Below are 20,107 nucleotides of genomic sequence, written 5' to 3'. Positions count from 1 at the left end.
TGAAGAAGCCGTTAGAAAAGGCAAATCGGAAAAGATCACACTGGACGGGACCGGTGGCAGGCTTAAGGGGTATTTTCATCATGGCAATGGTGGCCCGGCAGCGGATAAAAAGGTCGTGCTGTTTCTCCATGGAACTCATTTATCCTGTGAAACCCAGGTCAAAACCACCTGGATGCATTACCGTAATCAGGGTATGGATCTTCTGGCGGTCAACGGACGGGGGTTTGGCAACAGTGATGGCTCCCCCGGTATGAAAGGGCTAACGGACGATGCCTGGACCATGCTGTCGTACCTGATTAAGGATCGAAACATAGACCCCAGTCGTATTGTGATTCACGGCTATTCCATGGGAGGTGCTGTCGGAGCGCATCTGGTCAAGACGGCTGCGGTCCGGCAACAGTTGCCAGCGGGGTTTATTCTTGATCGTCCCATGGCCAGTCTTGGGGCGGCTGTCGTGGCTCATGGCCTGGGTGTTGTTCCCGGTTCTGGCCGTATGATCAACAGGCTGGCAAAACGGTTTAATATCAGAGAAAACCTGCGCAAGGTGTCCACCAAGCTGCCATTGATGTTGTTTTCAGATAACGAAAATCTGGGTACACACGCTGAAAAACTCAGAAAACAATTGCAACAGGATGGTTTTCGAGTGGTTGGTGAGGCTGCCAATGTGGAGCATGAAGACATCAACCGATTGATGGCTCGTTACAAGGACCAAATTGGTTTATTCGTTCGCTCCGCCACTGAAAACCCCAGACCTGAGAATAGAACCCCGCCTGAGCGGAAGGCTTCCTATGAGGGGCCTCAGAGCCTGATTCAGGAGGTTTGGGGTGAGGAACCGCGCGATTTTGATGAGCTGGGGTCACGGATTGGGTTATTCAGTGATCTGCAACCAACGGCACTGCCCGATGAACAGGATAACCGTTTATACCGAACCCTGGTTAATGAAGCACCCCATGACCTGAAAATGCTCAATGGGGACAATACCGGCTTTAAGGCTGCCCTGAACTGGCTTTTGCGAGAATATCCCTCTACCAGGGCCAGTAAAGCAGTCGGTCAGATTCTTGAATACATCAGACAACATCCCGGGGACAGCGCCATCACTGAGTGGGCCAGGTTTTTGCTGGCTCACTACGATGGGACGGCCGCCTGGGATAAGCAGAATTTCAGTGCCGCTATCGGTAAGGAACTCTGGCAGGAACTGTCCAGGACTCAGCTGGATCAGCCTGCCCGGCAACGTATGGCTAAAATGGCTGAGTTGGCAGCAAAGGGCGAGCGCAAAGGGGACCTGGTAGCAGCGGAGGGTCTGAAGGGTCTGGGAAACCTTGCTGCTGACAAGTCAGGAAATCCCCATACCATCCTTGACCCCTCGGAAACAGACTTTGAGCCTGTGGTCAGAAAACGAGCACGGGCGATTGTTCGGAGTGATTCGAGGGAGGGTTTTTTTCTAGTCAATGGTGAGAACTACCGGCCTTCGGATACGAAAATCATTCGTGCAGACGATGGTCAAGATTCTGTTGGCATCATCCTTTCCAAAACCTGCAAAAGAGAGGTGGGAGCTTCCTGTTCAATGCGGGTTCTGCTCTCTGACCAACCGGTAGAACGGCGAGTTATTGAAGTATTGCCGGACGTGGTTGCCAAGGATGAATCTGCCCGGTTCCAGCTATACCGCTATGGGGCTTTCAACGGTGAAATTTACCAGATCATCAATGAGAGTGACTCACTCATCAAGGGTCGCCGGGTCGTCGGTGCGGACTCGCTGGTTGCTACTCATCGCCAGATAGAACAGAAAAAACGCGATGGCGGCTTAGGGCGTCCCATTCCGATACCGGTCGGCTCAGTTGAGATTAAGGATATTCTGGTAGAAAAAGAGACAGGCCTGATATTTCAATGGGAAAAGGATTACAAAAAAGCCATCCAGCTGGCGGATGCTGACCCGATACTGAAACTGGAGACCGTTTCCGGCCAGAGTGTTGACCTGGTTCGAAGTGAAAGGCCTGACCGCCCCCTTCCTGATCTTTCGCAATCCTCGGATATTTCGCCCTGGGTTTTGAAAAAACTGAAATTCATTGAAGGCGTTCAGCGAAGTATCCAGGCAGATAATGGCGAGTCTCTTCCTGCTATGCCGGGGCTTGATCAACAGGCGATTAAAGAGGCGATACCAGCCGATGTAATGGAAACGATGATCGGCTCGATTTCTAAAAGAATTCTGGATAATGAGGGTCTGCGTCCTCCCTTTTTCGTCAACGAGACTGAGGCTAACAGGTGGGCAACACTGTTTGTGGACTCCATGCTGGAAGGCAGTTTGCCAAAGATAGGGATATTGATTTCCCGTATGGAACGTTTGGGATTCCGTTTCGATGCAGACGACCAAAGTAATATGGCATTTTGGTACGGAAAACGCCCTGATACTTTGCTTGGTTATAAAAAAATGGTCAAAAGCTACACAAAACAGGAAGTCGTTACTGATATGGATTTGAATGGTTTGGCCAAGCTGCTGTCAATGGGTGACGAACTTCGGAAACTAAGCAGGCGGGAGTACCCGGAAAAAACTAAAGAGGTGCTTTATGAGTTATTTAGAAGGAATCCTGTCATTACGAGCTCTTATTTTGCTGCGGGTGCTCAAGGCAGAGTTTATGTTTTCGCGGAAGGTGGGCTGAGGTACGACAATTATTTCTGGAATAACGAGCTGCCGATTTTAAGAGCCTTGCAAAAGGAGCAAAAGGATAGAAAGGTTACCGATATTCGGGTAGTGACTGGCCCTCCGGTAAAGCAGCCACCGCTTGACCAGCCCCTGGGAAAGGGTTTGATCGACGGTATTACCATGAAGGCTCCCTATGGTAGCCTGAATGCTGAGTTAAAAAGCAAACTGCCCGCAGGGGATTACAAAAAGAATGATTTTGTCGATGTGCCGGTGAAGGCCGATCTGGTTGACCGGGTATTGGGGAAAAAAATACCCTTCTATCTGCTGCGCTCAGAGCTGGATTGGATGGTGGCAAAAAAGGCTGATGGCTTCAGGGTCAGCCCCTGGGCTGATGGCGGAACGGAAAAAATGATCAGGGTAGATGATCCGGACGATCCGCAAAAAATATCAGCTGCCCAGAAGTTTATCCTGGCAAATTATGGACGATTTGATGAGCTTCCTGATCAAATCGAGCTAACCGGTAATAAGATTTTTACCATTGATGGCAATGACAGGACACCCGTTGCGCTAAAACAGGATGACCGATGGGTTTACTTAAAACAGCCCGACGGGCTCCATTCATTTGGTGTCAAGGTTAATAATAAAGAGACCAGCGATGTTGTCCTGTTCAATTCCGGCCAAACACCCGATGCTCTTTTAAAAGCAGCTGAAGCCGCCAGTGATTTTGTTTCAAGAAGTGATTCAGAAAAAATATCTTACCTGGCTGTCATTGAGGAAAGTGGCGACACGATTGGCATACTGGCCAATTCACCTGAATTTACAGACAGTGATAAGTATGATGATTTTGTTGACCGGTTCAGAGACAGTCTGATTGATTATTTAAGCAATAATGAAATCGGCAAACGTTTCAATCAATACCTTCAAAACCTGACAGGGAAGCTGGCTCGTCCTAAAAAGTTAAGTGACCTGGATTCCGGTCTGCCTGAGACGCGTTTTCCAAAAGAGCTCAAGTTAATACTGGTTCTTGAGACTCCGGAAAGCCTTGCCAAGTTGGAGTCCGGGAAAAAGAAAAGGCGAATAATTGCCCACAACACTTCGGCTGGAGAAGGCAAAACGCTGGAGTACTCCGGTTCAATTACCCGGCTACGGGTTGACCCAACACTGGATAATGCGTTGGGTAAACGGAACTATCAATACAACTTCTCCAGAGTCGCTATGGAGATGATGGCCGCGACTGCCCCTATCGCCGGTAAAGGTATAGGTAGCATAGGTGGCAGAGGCATGGTAGAAGTTGCCAAAGAGGTGCTCAATACCCGTGAGAACCTGAGCGACATTGATATCAGAAACGAAATACTCCGGAATTCTTATTTTGATATTGACGGTATTCCTGAATCTTTAACGCAAGCGTATGGCGAACTAAAAGCCAATGCCAAGGTTGACCCTGTTGCCTGGGATAACCAACCCAACCGGATTGGCTTTGAGCAAGAGTATCTCGATATATACGTTCTTAATGAACAGGATGATGCCCTCCCGGGCGTAGATCAACGAAGGAGCCTCGCCAGTTCGAAATTCGGTCGTCAGGGCTACCCTCTTCTCAATATTTCAACAGATACCCATCGTGGTGGCACGATCATTGAGGTCATCACCGGGCCTCTGACCCTTGATGAGTATAATAAGAAAACCTACTACCGGGTTATGGCAAAGCTGAAAAAAAGCTTCAAGGCGATTCCCCAGGACGGAGCGGAGTCGGTGCAGGGATTTGTTGACCGGTTTAACAAAAGCCTGGAGTCATTAGGTGATGAGGCTGCAGCTTACAAGCTTCGCCTTAATCCTTATTATTCTGGTGATACCCCACTTAAAAACATAAGGTTCACTCGTAACGAACAACGGGAAAAGTTGACTGTCAGGGCCCAGGGAACAATAAATGCCAATTATCGAGCCATTGGTGACCCGTTTACCATGCTTGCCGATCTTATTTATTCAGACTCCCAAAAATCAGTGCTTCCCGATTTCCTGAATGCCCAGGTCCTGGCTCATAAATACGCAAAGTACATTGATACGGATAGGGTCACTGAGAATATAAAGTCCTTCCTTGTCCATTTGTTCTTCGAACGACTTATAATCCACGGAGCGCCTGATCCTAAGGAACAAACAAAAACGAGAATGAATTTGCTGTTCAGGTTTGGGGAAGTCGAGGCAATTACCTCCATTCTAAGTGACGGGGAAGTCAAGACACTGGAGCGTTATTTTTCCCGGAAGTCTATTGAAAGCCTGACGGATGAGATGCATGGCGATATTTTGTCGAGATTTTCCGAGGAAATAACCTTTGAGGAGCTGAAACGATCCATGCTAGAGGAGCGGCTAAAAAGCGTTTTGGAAGCCATTGCGGTAAGAAAGAAATATGGCGCTTTTCAGGTTCCGGCTCCGGATTTATTTTCGGCTTTTTCAGGCCACCGTGTCATGCCTATCGGGGAAGGCAAAAGTGAGCTGATCAGTCTCGGAACGCTTAACCCTGGCTCCAGGCTACCGATTGTGAAGACGGCTGATGATCAACATCACGTTAAAATAGAAATCAGGCATACTCAATCGCAGATACTCTCACTGGTCCGGCAATCACCGGAAAGTTCAGGCATGTCCGGCTGGCTGGCACTGATGATGAATCCCGATGCCCTGGGTAGCAAACCCGAGGCCACCCGGGACTTTATTTTAGGCCTGGCGGACACAGCGGCGAATTACAACGAGATTAATCAGGCCAAATTTTTTCATGAAATTCTGCGGGACAAGTTTGCCGGCCTGGTGAATAAGGGCGATGAACGCATCCAGCAGGTGGAAGACATTTTTATTGATTTGAGCCGACAAGAAGACTCTGGCTTTATCAGTGATGCCAGCAGGCAATATTTGCTGGCTGAGCTGATCAAGCACCGGGCCCGTAAGCTACACTCCGATCTGCTCTATGATCAGCAAGATTCTGCTAAACAGCAGGTTATCAGGCTGGCGCAACTCCACGCTCTTTCTGAAACGCCCCCGGTCGAGTTTGAAACGACTGGCGGCAAGACCATCAAGCTGGAATTTGATGCCCAGAAGTCCATGAGGGAATATCCGCAGAAAGATCAGAAGGGTCTGAAAACCTTGGTGGTGGGTGTCAGGAACGACCTTGCTTATGACAACAAGAACAAGAACAAGAACAACTACCGGGTAACCTACGAAGGCATTGACCTGGATGAGATCAAAATAAAAATAAACGGGAAAGATCTCCTGCCCAAAACGATTCTGGTGATTGATAAAAACCATTACTGGCAGGCACTGTCCTCTGGAAGCCTGGTCAAGGATCAGTTGCAGTCGGATATTGACTGGATTGTCGGCCAGTTTTCAGAAAGGGATATAGCGGAAAAACTGGAGGCATTAGGCAAAAAAGTCGAGGAAAACCTTGATTTAAATGCGGGCAGGGGCATCCGCATTGAATTGATGCCAGAGTGGTCGTCGGCTAAGAGCAGGGTACTTATGTATGACCGGGATGATCCGGCCCGGCCAGTGCAAGTGCAGTTGGGAACCCTCCGTGCCGAAGGGGAGACCCTTCCCGGTCTTGTTAAAACCCTGTACCCGCTGGCCCTGGCCGCCAGTTACACGAACAAACCTGACCCGGCACAAGCCTTGACTGACCGCAGAAGAAAGCTGATTAGTACTATCTGGAATCAAAATACCCGGCAGGATTTCCTTGTTGACTTTGTCGATACCGTTGGCTTAACGGCTGGTTATGACCTGGTCGAGGTACCGAGGTCAAAAGACAGCCTTTATCACAAGATAATGGTCGATCAGGAACACGACTGGCAGATTCGTTTCGGTCTATTTACTGACTTCGAGGTGGCCTTTAAACAATTACCACCAGAACGACTCAAGCAGGTGTTTGCCCGGGCCTTTCAATACCTTGGCCAGGTGCCGGAACCGGAGCGTGCCCTCTTTATTTTTGCTGTGACCAAAACCTATGAAACCCTGAGTCAACCGGTTAATGGCAACCGGGAAAAAGCAGACGCATTGTTAAAAGCCATAGGTCCTGAGCATCTGACCAGCATGAAGGACTACGCTGTCTCAGGCCAGGAAAAAACGATTATATCTATGGAAAGCGCACTGCGGTCAGTGCTAAGGCAGGTCAGGGGAGATGATGGTCTGGTGCGGGTCGTGTTTCCATCGTCCGGCCAGCCAGTGCTGGTTCTTGATCCTTCCGAGTTTGAATACAGTGGCAGGCAACCGCTTGAATTCGCCATCAGTGATTACGGCGGTAAACAGATACAGTTTGTTTTCAGGAGTGAACCAGCCTCTTATGAGCGGTTACCGTTTAAGCTGCTGATTGACCATGCCAAGGGTGATTTCAGGCTGGTCATGACGGATGCTGATTCAGGCACTGACCGTCTGGTTTTGAAGCTTGATAAAGCCGCCTCAATACAGCCTCAGGTCAGCCCCTTTTTGGCAAGCCCGCAAACCATTAAGACGACAAAAGTCGTCAGTTCGGGAGGGGGCCAGCGTTTCTCGCTGGTCAGGATGAAAGGCAGTGGACAGTACGGGATCGTTCTGCAAAATGCTAAACCGGGTGTAAACACTGAGCTGAAGAATGTGCGGGTCGTGCCCTTCGGTGAGACAACAACCGCCCGACACATTCAGGACGCTATCGCAGTGGACAGTGAACTGAACCCCACAACAGGTCAGCCCAAGAAAGGCTGGTTATTCACTGCTTCTGACCCGGAACTGAGGTTCATTCTCTTTCATCTCTCCGCAGGACTGGCTGACAAGGACATTGATGGCATTGGGAAAGTAAAAAAAATGCATCATTCGCTGGCGCTTTTTTTTAAGAGTACCGACGAAGGCAAGGCATTAAAAACACGGTTAGCCCCATTGGCCACTAAGCTGGCTCGACCTGCTTCTTTGAGTGACCTCCCGCAGATTTCACAGGCAGCCGAAGGAAAAGTTTCCCGCCTCATTCCCGATCAGGCCAGGGTTCTGGTGACACTGGACATCGCCAGTAAACAGAATCAACGCCTTGAGCGTTACCAGGGACAAAATGGGTTTGTGACAATAAAGATAAACCCGTTAACCATCAGGCAGGGCGCAGAAATCAGTGATAGCACCCGGCTGTTTCCCAGACTGGCCAGTGTGTTTCCGGAGCTGTTGCCTGCCAGTGGCGAGCTTGAGTATGAAAACCGCATCAGGGAGAGTTTGGGATTGCCCGCCATTGAGCAAAAAATCTCGGACGCCATCGCTAAGGGAGATGAGCAACTTGTCGTCCGATCCATTGAGGTAGCCGAGGGGCTGCGTCTGACGATTGATGAACAGGGGGCTTATGACCAATTTAAACGACAGATTGTTGTTGCAGAAATGCCTCCGAAAAAGGATGGCAAGCCTTATGCGCAGCTGGTGATGGATGCTGTAGACTCCCTGCGGTTGGAAATCAGTGATCCTGAGTCGTTTAAGGCCGTTTCCGGTCTGGACGTGGAAACAGTCAGCCGGGTGTTAACCGAAGCGCTGCGTGATAACCAGGCGAACGGTCGCTATCTGATTGAAAACCTTGAGCGTGTTAACCGACAACTGGTGGAACTGACTTCAGGTAAACAGCTGCGTTTTAAAGCGGTGAACAATGAGCTGATTGAAAAAATCAAGACTTCCCTACCTGATTTTATTGATGCTGAACCAAGGTCCCCCAAAGGGTCACCGGTCAAGCAACGGGTGTTCGTCAATTTACAGTCCTGGGGAAGCCCGCTGTCTGGCCTGGATAGCCTGATGCCCAGTGACAGTAAACAACGGTTTCTTGCCAAGTGTCGTTTAGAAGCAGAGCAACTGGCGCAGAGGTATACGCCGGTTGATAGCCAGTATCGATCTTATATTAAGTCCCTGTTTACCAACTTCCTGTTTCAAAGCATTACTAAAATTGACAGACAAGTGACGTCTGATTTTCCCGCAGGGTTCATGCCCTTGACGGGTGTCAGTGATGCGGTGGCCGGCGAGTTACCGCAAAATGCAGCGATAGAGCTGAGCGAGGCACTGAATAAAAAAAGCCGTTTTGACTCTTTCACTGCGGATATGAAATCGGCTGCGCGTCGCATCACTGATGTTGCCAATATTGATAAAAATGCTCTAAAGGGTCGTCTGTTTGATAAAACCGTGTACAGCGTTTTTGCGGAAACTCTGTTGCGCAGGGTGAAAAAAGGAGAGGCGTTCCAGTTACCGGTTGAGCCCATGTCGCTAAGCCCGCGAACCAGCGGCTCTGTCATTGACCCGGTAGCCATTAACGAACAGCAACGCCAGCCATTGATAAAGAGTGGTGACCAGGTGTTTGGCATGGTGAGTGTCGATATCGAGCGAGTGGCCGCCAGGCAAAACCTTGAGTCAGAGGAAGTGGATGGATTATTGCAATTAACCCGGCAGTCGGGCATTGGTGGCTCAGATTCAGAAACTCTGGCCTTTATTAAGAATCTGGAAACGGTTTTCAGCGATGTTACCGACGACCCCCCGCAGTCCCTGACTGAAGACATTACCAGAAGAGTCGGTGAGCTGGGTCCCAATGATCGGAACCGACTTGGGCAGGTATTGATTGATTGGGTCAGTCAAGAGCAAAAAACAGGCATTGTTGCGGATCAGAGCCAATGGCAAGCGCGTTCTAAACTGGCTGCTGAGCTGCTGAAACTTGAATTCAATGATATTGCCGGACAGTTGGCAGCAGATGAACGCCTTGAAGACGTTCAGTGCCGGCGGGTGGACGCTTTAAGCAGGCTGACTGGTGTAGAGAAATTGTCGCTGGATGTCAGGGGAACACGGGTTGAACTGGACTTAAATCCAACTCTGACTCTGGATGCCTCCTGGGTGGATACCCGGCAAAACCGAATGGTTATTGGCACCACAAAGACACAGGGGCTGGTGGCTGTTGGTGCCTTAAAGCTGTTTAAGGAGCTGGACAAGGCGATTGGCGGAAAACATACCGATAGTCTGGTAGCTCTCGGGGTTCGAAATAATCCTGAAGGTCTCGCGATCAACGATCCGGGCAGGGTCAGGGTAATGCCAGCCCGCCTGGACGTGGCGGCCAAACTGGATCGTCTGGAAACAGCCGCCGGGTTAGTAAGAGAATTGGACGCATTTGGCAGAAGTGACAGTGCAGACAGTGCGCGGTTACTGAAACAGAAAATTTCGAACAGCGTTGAATTACTGAATCAGAGAATTTCAAACAGCGTTAAATTACTGCAAACCATGTCCGGCGATCAGAGCCACTGGAATATCGGCCAGGAGCCTTTTCGCAAACGGCTTAATGCTTTTAGCAGAACACTGAACCTGCCCAAGCCGGAGCCGGATATAACCAAGGTTACTTGTCGCAGGGCTACGGGTGAGAGCTGTGGTCGCTCTGTCATCCAAACCCTTGACAAGGTGGATGATGAGCTGGATAAAGCCCTGACCAGCAGGGAGTTGGAGGCGCTAAAACAGCAACTGATGGCATCGGGTACTGAGGGCAAGGCGGCAGAGCTGCTGAAAACCATTAATCTCTTTGCCAACCAGAGATTTGCTGCCGTTTCGGGAGTCAGCCCCGCAGATGACAGCAAACTCCAGCAGAAGGTGATGACCAAGCTGTTGGAGTTGTTGTCGGAGGGTAAAGCCAGTTCTGTGGACGTGGCTATAGACAGTGTTCTGAAGATATACAGCGAGGCGTTTGCGGAAGACATCAGCGACTTGAGGGAGGCTATCAAGGGCAGCGACGAATTCAAGGCCATTGTCGAGTCCATGGTGGATCAAAAAGGCAGCCATGAAAGCAGTGATGCCCTGAAACAGGCCGGGGCTTTGCGGGAAAACATGATTGACCGCTTGCTCAGGAAACACAACGTTGACCAATCCCCAACCCTGAAAAAATTTCAGAACGTTCAGGCAAAACTGGGCGCCAAGCCTTGGTTTGGCAAGGCTCAGATGGCGTTCGGTGTGGGTATGGGGATAACGGGCCTGGCCCAAAGCTCGGTGTCGCTGCGCAACTTGAATGAATATCGGGACTATCTGTCACCAGAAACCTATGCCACGGGGATTGCCGGGGTGGCACTGGGATACACTGGCAGCATTTTCAGTTTGTCCAGAACGTCCCACTCGATACTGTCCAAAGCTGCCGGCTTTGCCGACGAAGGGCTGGGTCTTGCCGGTGCGGCCATTGAAAATGCGCCAAGGCTGGTAGGGAAAAGCGCCATCAAATTATCGGCGAAAACCACATCCCGGTTGGCCAGATTTGTTCCCATGGTGGGAGGCTTTGTTGCCGTGGCGGCAGGTGCGGCCGCCCTGGCTTCCAGTGTCATGGCTGCGAAGGATGCCAGTGAGGCAGGCAATAGTGCCCAGGTGGCATTTTATGCAGTGAATGCTGCACTGGACTGCATTGGTCTTGCTTTGGATACGGTCAGTACGGTTATGGAAGCCTCGGTGATTCTGGCACCGGTTGGTTTTGTACTGGATATCATTTCCACCCTGCTTGGACTGGTTCAGACCATCATCGGTCTTTTTATCCCGCCCACCAATGCCCGTCAGGACTTTGATGCCCTGATGACGAGTAAGGCGTTTACAGACTTTATCGATAAGTTGGCCGGGGACGCAGCAGAGGAAGGCTATAGCCGATTTGCCTGGAGGGAAACGGCAGCACAGCATCTTAAAGATCGCTTTAAAACCTATGAAGTGGATTTGCGAACTTTACGACACCAGGTCGTCAAGGATTTAGAGAGCAGCGGTGAAAAAGGCATTAAAATCTGGGATATGGATGCACTGTCCAAAAAGCTGGTGGCGCGCACCACGGATAAAGACGACTATGTGGTGGCAAAAGGCAATAAAGAAGTTCATGGACTGGGGGGCGAAGATAAGATTTTCCTCGAGATGCACCAGGGGAAAGCCTTCGGTGGCGCTGGTAATGACCTGCTGGTGGGGGGAGTGTTTCAGAGTGGGGGTGCCGGAAATGACAGGCTCGTGCATACTCTCGGTAAAGTAGTTCAGGAGGGAGGGAAAGGTAACGATGAAATAAGCCCCGGTACCGGGTTTGCTGTTATTGACGGTGAGGCCGGTAAGGACACTCTGGTCTTGCCCAGCCCTCTGTTTGAGACCCATTTCAAGGGCATGAATCAGGTACAGTGCCTGAGAACTGATTTGGGGGTACGGAAGATTAATGATTTCTCAAAGCTCCAATATCACTGCGTCTTCTGCTATGAAAAAGCAACCTTTAGTTCTTCTGGTGTGGTTGCCAGGTTTAATCAGGAAGCGCTGAAAACGGGGCAGGATGGTTTCCCCTATCTGTTTGAGGTAGATCTCTCAAAACAAACGTTCACCAACCGGTTGGTTGAACTGTTAGAGCGGAAAAAGCAGGAGGGCAATGACTTCGGTATCTTGAAGGACCTGTATGGTTTGCAGAAGAAAGGTAAAGATAGCCTGCGGGTTCACGATTCAGGTATTAACTTTATCAATTATGCAGGTGACCCCACGACCTTCCTGGTTCATAATTATTCCAGACTGAAAAACTGCAAAGGTGAAACTGACATATCCCGAAGTCGTTCAGGTTGCCCTGATGATGAGGATGTGGTGCCGTTCAGTGAAACTGGTACTGATATTCAACCTTTCAAAGAACTCCCTGCAAAAGAACTTTATAAAGTGGGTGATGTTGTTATCGCCCTTCTTCGCAGAAAGGAAGTTAAGCACTGGGACGCTAAAGAGCACAAAAAGCTTTATAAGTCCCAGTCTAAAAAAGACATCTTTGCCCTGAATGTGGATAAGTATCGTCATCATTCTTACAACAGCCTGAAGGCTGATGCAAAAGGACGAATTTATGGGGTTGTAAATGAAAAAAAAATGCCCGGTGGCGGATGTCAGTTGCTTCATCAAAAGACCCGTTGTGCTCGAAGTTCAGCATATAAAACTCTTGAAAATTGCTGTGTTTTTTATGGAGTGGCGGGCATTGATTATATTAAAGAAGACGAAGTTTACGACGGAGCTCTGTATATACATACCAAGGGGCTCAAGGAGAAGAAGGATCGTTCAATCACTATGTACTTTTTGAGTGATAAAAAGGATCGCCTGATTGAGTTTAATCATACACAGTTGCTTGAATATGCCAACCTTAAATCCTTTTACGATAAGAGTAATAGCAGGCGTTACACTCACCTTAATAACCCGGTGGTTCGATTTTACGCGGGTCTTATGGATTTTATCGGAACCCAGGGGGAGGTCAAAAATATTGAAAACGTAGTTGGCAGTGCTTACAGCACCAAAATAATCGGAGATGACCAGAACAATCTGATGGTAGGTAAGAGTGGCCGTAATTTCTTCAAGGGATCATCTGGCGATGACCAGATTGTCACCGGGAGTGAGTTTGATGAAGTCTATGGCGGAGCCGGGCGGGATACCATATCTATTAAGGCCACAGATAAAAGCCGGAAATACGTCGATGGCGGCCCAGGTATTGACAGGGTCTCATACGCCCAAAGTAAACAGGGCTTGACCATTAGGCTTAACAGAAAGCAATTTTCGGCTAAAGACTGGGGAGATGTGTATGACAATGTCGAAGTCTTCGAAGGAACCGATCACGACGATATCATGGATGGGAATGATGAAAGCACTACCTTTATTCCCCGGGCTGGCAACGACCTGGTGTATACCCGCGGGGGGAATGACACTGTACTGGCCGATGGTGGAACCACGAAAATGCAGTTGCATGAAGGAAGTAATAAGGTTTTCCTGAAGGCTGGGAACCATATTGTCGAGGGTGGCAAAGGCAATGATGAAATTTATTTTTCTGGTACCACTCACACCCAGCATCTGATTAAGGGCGGAGGAGGCAGGGATCTGCTAATCAGTACTCTGAGGCCCCGTATTGAATTAACATTCAAACGATTGCCTGTTCCGGGCTCAAAACCAATAGCCAGATCTCCACTCCGGTGCGCAGATTTTGCACCTGTCCGCCTGGTGTTAGATCTTGCCAATAATTTATTAAAGCTAAAAGTTTCAGGTGTCTACGATGCCGCCAAAGGCGAGACAAAAATAAAGCGTGAAGACAAGTTTTCCAGGGACAGCGGCTTTCAGTTGTCATTTGATTTTGACGGGGAGCCGAAGGGAAAAAAAGTGGTACTGGGTGACTTTATAAAAGGAGAAGCCACGATAAGCTGGGGAAGCATTGTTAAGGATAAATCAATGGACTCAGATTTGGAGTCGTTTATTTCCAGTGCCGCCGTTGAAGTTGAGTTGAAGTGGGCACCGGAACACAAAACAAAAGTGATCACTAAAGATGGAAAAATAACAGAGCAGGTAACGACAACGTATAAGAAAAAATGCCAGCCTACTCAATGGTCGGTTGAATACTCAACAATTCATTCGCCATCAGTGACCATCGATTTAACCTGCAAGAAAGATGGTCGCTTGCAGGTACAAAATGTAACGACTCTGGTCGCTCAGGACGGTGATGACAAGATTACCGGAAATCTCGATGAAAATAATAGAATTATCGGGGGCAGCGGTAATAATCATTTAATTGATATGGGGGGAAATAATCAGTTCTCCACAGGAATGGGAAGTAACAACATTACCGCCGGTCCCGGATACGACACGCTTTTGTATCAGGTGATGACCCGGACCTGGCTGAAAAGTCGGCCCTTTATTCCCTACACGCTGGATTCTATTTCGGTGGATATGGCCAGCGGAAGAGTTCTTCATACATGGAAAGCCAATAACAGACAATCTCCCGACAAATCATTTTCAGATCGGTTTACCGGAATTGACCATATTGTTGGTACTGGCAATAGCGATCATTATTCCGGATCGGACGATAACGAGCAGTACACCACGGGCGGTGGTGACGACACTGTGGATATGGGCGGAGGCGATGATCTGGTTATTGTTCTGGATTCCGGGCAGGAGCCGGTAAAACCCAGCCTCAATGGTGGTAGCGGCATCGATACCCTGGTGTTTGAAACCCGTCAGGGCGTCAGGGTGGATCTGCAAGCGGGCAAAGCGAGGATTGGAAACGGAGAGCTATTTCATCTCGGGGGATTTGAGCGGGTCACTGGCAGTGAGAGTAGCGATAACCTTTACGGCGATGAGCTTGATAATGTTTTCACTCCCCGGGCAGGCGACAAGCAGGAAGTCCATGGCAGAGGAGGCAACGATCGCTTTCTGCTGTTTGAGGGGACCCATCGGGTTTATGGCGACAATGGCACGGATACCGTCGATTATCAGGCCCTGGTATTACCCCCCGGTACTACGGGTATTATGGTTCTACAGGATTATCAGGCACTGTCAGATAGTCAGGGCAGGTTCAATGACACCAGCTGGTTTGACCCGGATTGGTCAGGCTATGTCGAACAGGCCGGGTTGCCTTGTCCAAATGACGACACCATTGGCAGGCCAGCCAATGTTTCGGCCACCTGTCGTTCAGGCTTTGTCGTCTTTCGTTATGAGGAGAAATCGACTTTACCCAGAGCGCCAGGCATCAAAGATCAGTTATACGACATTGAAAACCTGTTTGGCAGCCAGGGTGACGATGTCCTTTTCCTGACGTTGGCCGAACATTTAGCCAATGGGGCTGATGGCAATGACCGCCTGGTGGATCTATCAGAGGGGGGAACCCTGAACGGTGGCAAAGGGAACGACATGCTCCATGCCAGCCTTCGTAACGGTACCTTGGGCAGTACCACGGTGGGTGGGCCAGATTTCGATGTTCATTATGGTGGCCCTGGCGATGACAAAATGATTGCGGATCAGGATTCTGACCGATTGATGGGCGATATAGGCAAGGATTTTTATCTCATCGACTGGCAGGCCAGGGGGTCAGAGATTGCTGACCCGGATAATGGCAATATGCTGATGCTCAGGGGTAAAGGGGCTACCTTTGACACTATTGGGCTGGTACTGAATCGGAATTTCAGTCAGCTGGCCTTTCAAGACCAGGGACAGTACTGGGTAACCATCACCCTGGATGCTGTGCCAAGAAGAGTCCGTCCTGATGGCAGCCTGGACACCGGGCATTTTGTCGAAGCACTCCACCAGCACTTTCCTTATCTGCGCATTGAGGATACTGAAAAAGGCAACAAAACGTCTGCGGCTCCCCTGACCAAGCAAGATTTAAAGCTTTTTTATCAGGACCGATTGATAAAGGATATCCGTCTGGACAACATCCTGATTGCAGAGGCTGGCGATCAGGTGATTTATGCTGGTATCGGCAATGATGACCTGCTGGCACTGGGCTGTCGGAAACCCAACCAGACGGAAGGGGGTTCTGGCTGCCACTACCAGCTCTACGGTGAAGAGGGGCACGATACTTTCCTCGTGCGCAATGCGACAGCGGATGTCTATCCGGGATCAGGCCATAACCAGCTTGCTGCGGGTGAAGGAGCCAGGGTTTTTGTCAGTTTTGATCCGGACCAATCACAAACCTTCGCGCTCTCTTTGCCATCTCCGCCAGAACAGCTCAGGTCCGTTTCCTGGCAGTCCGTTGAGCCAGGGCAACTGGTCAGCCATGGCGGGCCCCTCACTGGTGAAAATAGTGCAGGCTTCAAGAATGCCCGGCAGTTAACTGAAAGAAGTCAATGGCTGGAAATACCGGGCCTGGTGACGGGTGGAGCCATGACACTGTCATTGCAGTTGCGGGTTTCTGGTCTGGATCAGGCCTTTCTTCCCATTATTTATTTTGCTGATGCCGTTGGTCGTCATGGCATCAGGGTGGATAAAACGGGCCGTGATGATCTGGAACTGACCCTTTCTGATGCGGCTGCTGAAACCACCTTTCATAGGCGGGTGCCTGATTTTTTTCAGGATGGCCAGTGGTTGCACATGGCACTGCGGGTCAATCGTACGGGCAGTGTGGGCATTTATAAAGATGGGAAAAACGTTTTGGAAGGCGTCAGGGTTGATGTGCCAAAACGGATGATCAGGCTCATGAATTTTCTGGGTCGGGAAGCGGTGGGCACTCAAAACCCCAGTAACGCAACGTTGAGCGTTGCCGGGCTGATGGTGGTCGATCATCCGATGGCTGATGAGGCCATTAGTCAGCTGGCCAAATCCCCCAGCGGAAACCTGGTGAAGCTGTCGTCTGAGTGTGATTCAGTTGAAGTGGCTCTGACTCATTATCCTGACTATCTGGAGTTGGGTGCCAGGTACTACCTTGATGGTCAGGATACGGTTCGTGACTGGCTCCAGTCTATTGAACGTTTGCCGGGTATGATTCCTGAATCGGATGGACGACACGTCTTTGTTGCGGATAAAAACAGCAAAAAAGGGTTGTTTCAGCAGGGCGATGGTTACAGTGAGATTGTCGAGGCTCCGGGGCACGCCGATTTGTTGGTGGTGAACGTTAATCAAGATAGTCAGGTTGTCTTTCGTAAAGAGAATGATGACCTGATGATTTATCTTTTCAAGGATGGCGAAAGCCTGAAAACGGCTTCTTTGACCAGCGTTTCGGATCGGAGACGATATCAGAATTATTTTAATAGCAACCATTCGGATCGGGTTGAGCGCATTCAGCTGGATCATAGAGTTTTGCGGTTGGAAGACGTTTGGTCGCTCACCCGCGATTTTCCACAACCCTCACAAATCCTCAACAAGGCAAGACTTGAGGAGGTCAGGGTGTTGGAACGCCAGGGACAGTTGCTGCTGTTCTTTGGCGGAAACCATTTTCCCCTGGGAATGACGTTGGGCCAGTTGTGGCCGGTTGTCTGGGATAATTATGAGAATGATCCACTGGTCACATTAAGCTGCCCAACCGTTCAGCCCACCAGAGGGACAAAGGCAATATGTTCCCTGTCGGCCATGGATTGGCGCGGGTTGGCCCGGGCTTACGGACAGGTGTTGCTTTCCGGGTCAAACAAGGACATCAGTGATGAACACTTGCTGCAGCTTAGTGCCCGTAATGTGTTTGAGAAAACGGCTGGGTTCTGCCCGTTGACTGACATTGCTGCGTCCTCGTCAGACTGTATAGTACGCTTGGGTTCTTCGGGCGCTGACAAGTGGCACTCATCAGGGGAGACAGGTGCCTTTTTTGGGCTGGGCGGTGATGATCAGTTCACGGTAACGGATTTACGCTGGGGTTATCTCGGAGGCGGTGAGGGCTATGATTCGCTGGTGCTTGCCCCCAAAGTCTCCGTCGGTACGTCGTTTATTGTTGATGGCAACCAACAGCACATTGTTGTGGATGGGCAGGTAAAAGGCTCAGTGTCCGGATTCGAGTCTATCCACTGGCAGGTATCCGGTTCTGGCCAATTTATCCCACCACCGGAGGTGAAACAGTTAACGGTTACTCTGGGAGATGTGCAGGTTAAAACCGGGGGCAGGCTTGAAACCATTGTCGTTGGTGACACCGGAACTGTGCGACTGCTGGATACCGGTTGGAACTCGGTGACTATCTCCTGCAAGGAAGATGGAACCGGGCTTGAGAACGTCCATTTTAACTATCCGGGCATCAAGTTGTCCGACCTGATGGTGCAAAAGTTTGAGCCAGCAACAACGTTTGAGAATATTCTGACGGGCGGACAGATGACACTGTCCTGTTTTGTCAGTCCTGGTGTGTCTGGAGATGTGTCTGGAGATGTGTCTGGATCTGCCGAGGTTGAGTTGTTTGATTTTTCTGACTTGACGGACAGCGACAAGGGGGCAATGACCCTGCTGGTCAGTCAGGGGAAGGATCTGGTTATAAGGGTATTGTCGTCTGAAGGGAAAGAACGAAGGATTGACGCCAATGACTTTTTCCCACCGGGCAAAAAAACGCACCTGCTGGTGTCCCAGAATCAGAACGATTTGATGATTTATCAAAATGGCCAGCTTATCCAGTCTGAAGTGCTTGCTCCTTTGCCCAGGGCTTTACGCAGCAGAACGCAGATTGGGGACAGTGCCAGAGGTTGGCTGGACGCGGTGGTTTTGGTGGCTGGCAGCGTTAACGCCAGAACCGCAGCTTTGCTGGCAGAAACACCCAGCGGAAAGTTGACTCGGTTAAAACGAATCGATTCCCCTGAGCTGGGTGTGGTGGTCAAAGGGGGCGGGCCAAAAACTGTCACCGTGGGTCAGCAGCGCTTAACTCTGGATCATACCGACTTTGTTGAGAACCAAAGCATGAAATCTTTGGAAAATTTTCGGAAGGATGCTGAATTAACGGAGCCAAAGGTTAGCCCTGATGCTGCGGGTTCAGTGACCACCATCGCTCCGGTAGCTGCAACTGCAAAGCCTGCGGCTACTGTCGAAAATCGACTTACCCCCACAAAAAATACTCAGTTTACTCAGGTAACACCGACTCCTACCCAATTAAAGCCAAGTGTTCAGCCCCTTGTGTTTCCTAATACTTCATTGACTGTTCTTAAGGAGGAGGCGCCTGAATTAACCAAGATACCGGGGGGGGAAGATCTGCTTGCCAGGGCAAACAACTCCACTGAGCCTGAGTTCAAAGAGCTTGAATCCCTTCCATGTTTTTCCAGTGGCTCACCTGCAGGCAGTGGGAGGGATTCGAGTACCAGTAATAAACGTCAGTTTTCGTACAATGGACTTCAGTGCAATGAAAGTTCTGTCGAGTTGCTTGATTATCACCAGGCACCGCAACTGCAGGTTCCTCTGGGTGATCAATGGTCGGTATTGGGAAACTGCTCTGCGCTTTGCTTGCCTCTGGTGCCTACTGGTGCCTCTCTTATCCCGACTGTTTCTTCTTCTTTGCTCAACCAGACTGAATGCTTTTTGCCTTGTAATGTAACAGGTTTAGTATGGGATACCGAAGGGGGCAAAAATTACAATATAACCGAGTTAACACCCTTTTCTTATGGAGAAACCATCGACTGTTACACGCCATGCCAGGGCCCGGCGGCTGCAATGGCAAACGAGTACAGCCAGCCAGTTGAGGTCGATCTTGATGAGCAACGGGTAACATCGGGTCAGACACTGGACGTGCTTCTTCAAGAGATCAGGGATTTTAAATGGAACAGTAAGACTGATGTTTTATTAAAGGGAGATGACTTTGACAACACCCTTGAGCTGGGCTCATCCGCCTTAAATGGGCGGGTTCAATCAGGGCCTGGAGATGATCATATAAGGCATCGGTCCCCAGGCAAAATGGTTTATCAATACGAACAATGGGGCGGCGTGGACCTTATACAGGTATTGGGAGAGGGCAATCTGGAGTTGGATTTTGGCGATGTAGCTATCAATGACATCACTGTAACGGAAAGTCTTGGCGTAGTTGAAGTTGAAGTCAAATTCAAACATGGTGATGAGGGTAAGGAAGTAGAAGACCTGTTTTATATCACCGGGAAATCCAAATCAGGAAAAGACAGTTTTGACCAGCCGCGCCTGACCGGTATTCGTTATAGAGATGACAGCATTCAAAAGGATGACCTGAATATTCTTATTCAGAGTATTAACCAGTTTGAAAATAAGTTTCAAACGTCGGTTTCGCCATCAATCTCGCCGACTGCCACCCGGAGTGTGCCGCTGGTTTCGACTTCCTTTGCGGGGTGA

Annotated in this window: 1 protein-coding gene (running past one end of the window); it reads left to right on the top strand. The window is 49.7% G+C overall.

The window, feature by feature from the left end:
• Window positions 1–20,107, top strand: partial view of an anthrax toxin-like adenylyl cyclase domain-containing protein gene (locus ACOMHB_RS19930; protein WP_448217933.1) — the 3' portion only. 9,722 nt of this gene lie to the left of the window's left edge; the window shows 20,107 of its 29,829 coding nt (coding positions 9,723–29,829); its start codon lies beyond the left edge, outside the window; it ends in the stop codon at window positions 20,105–20,107.

The sequence above is a fragment of the Endozoicomonas sp. 2B-B genome (assembly GCF_053470045.1).
Note: the sequence above shows the minus strand (reverse complement) of the source record. Positions and strands in the feature narration are given on the sequence as shown.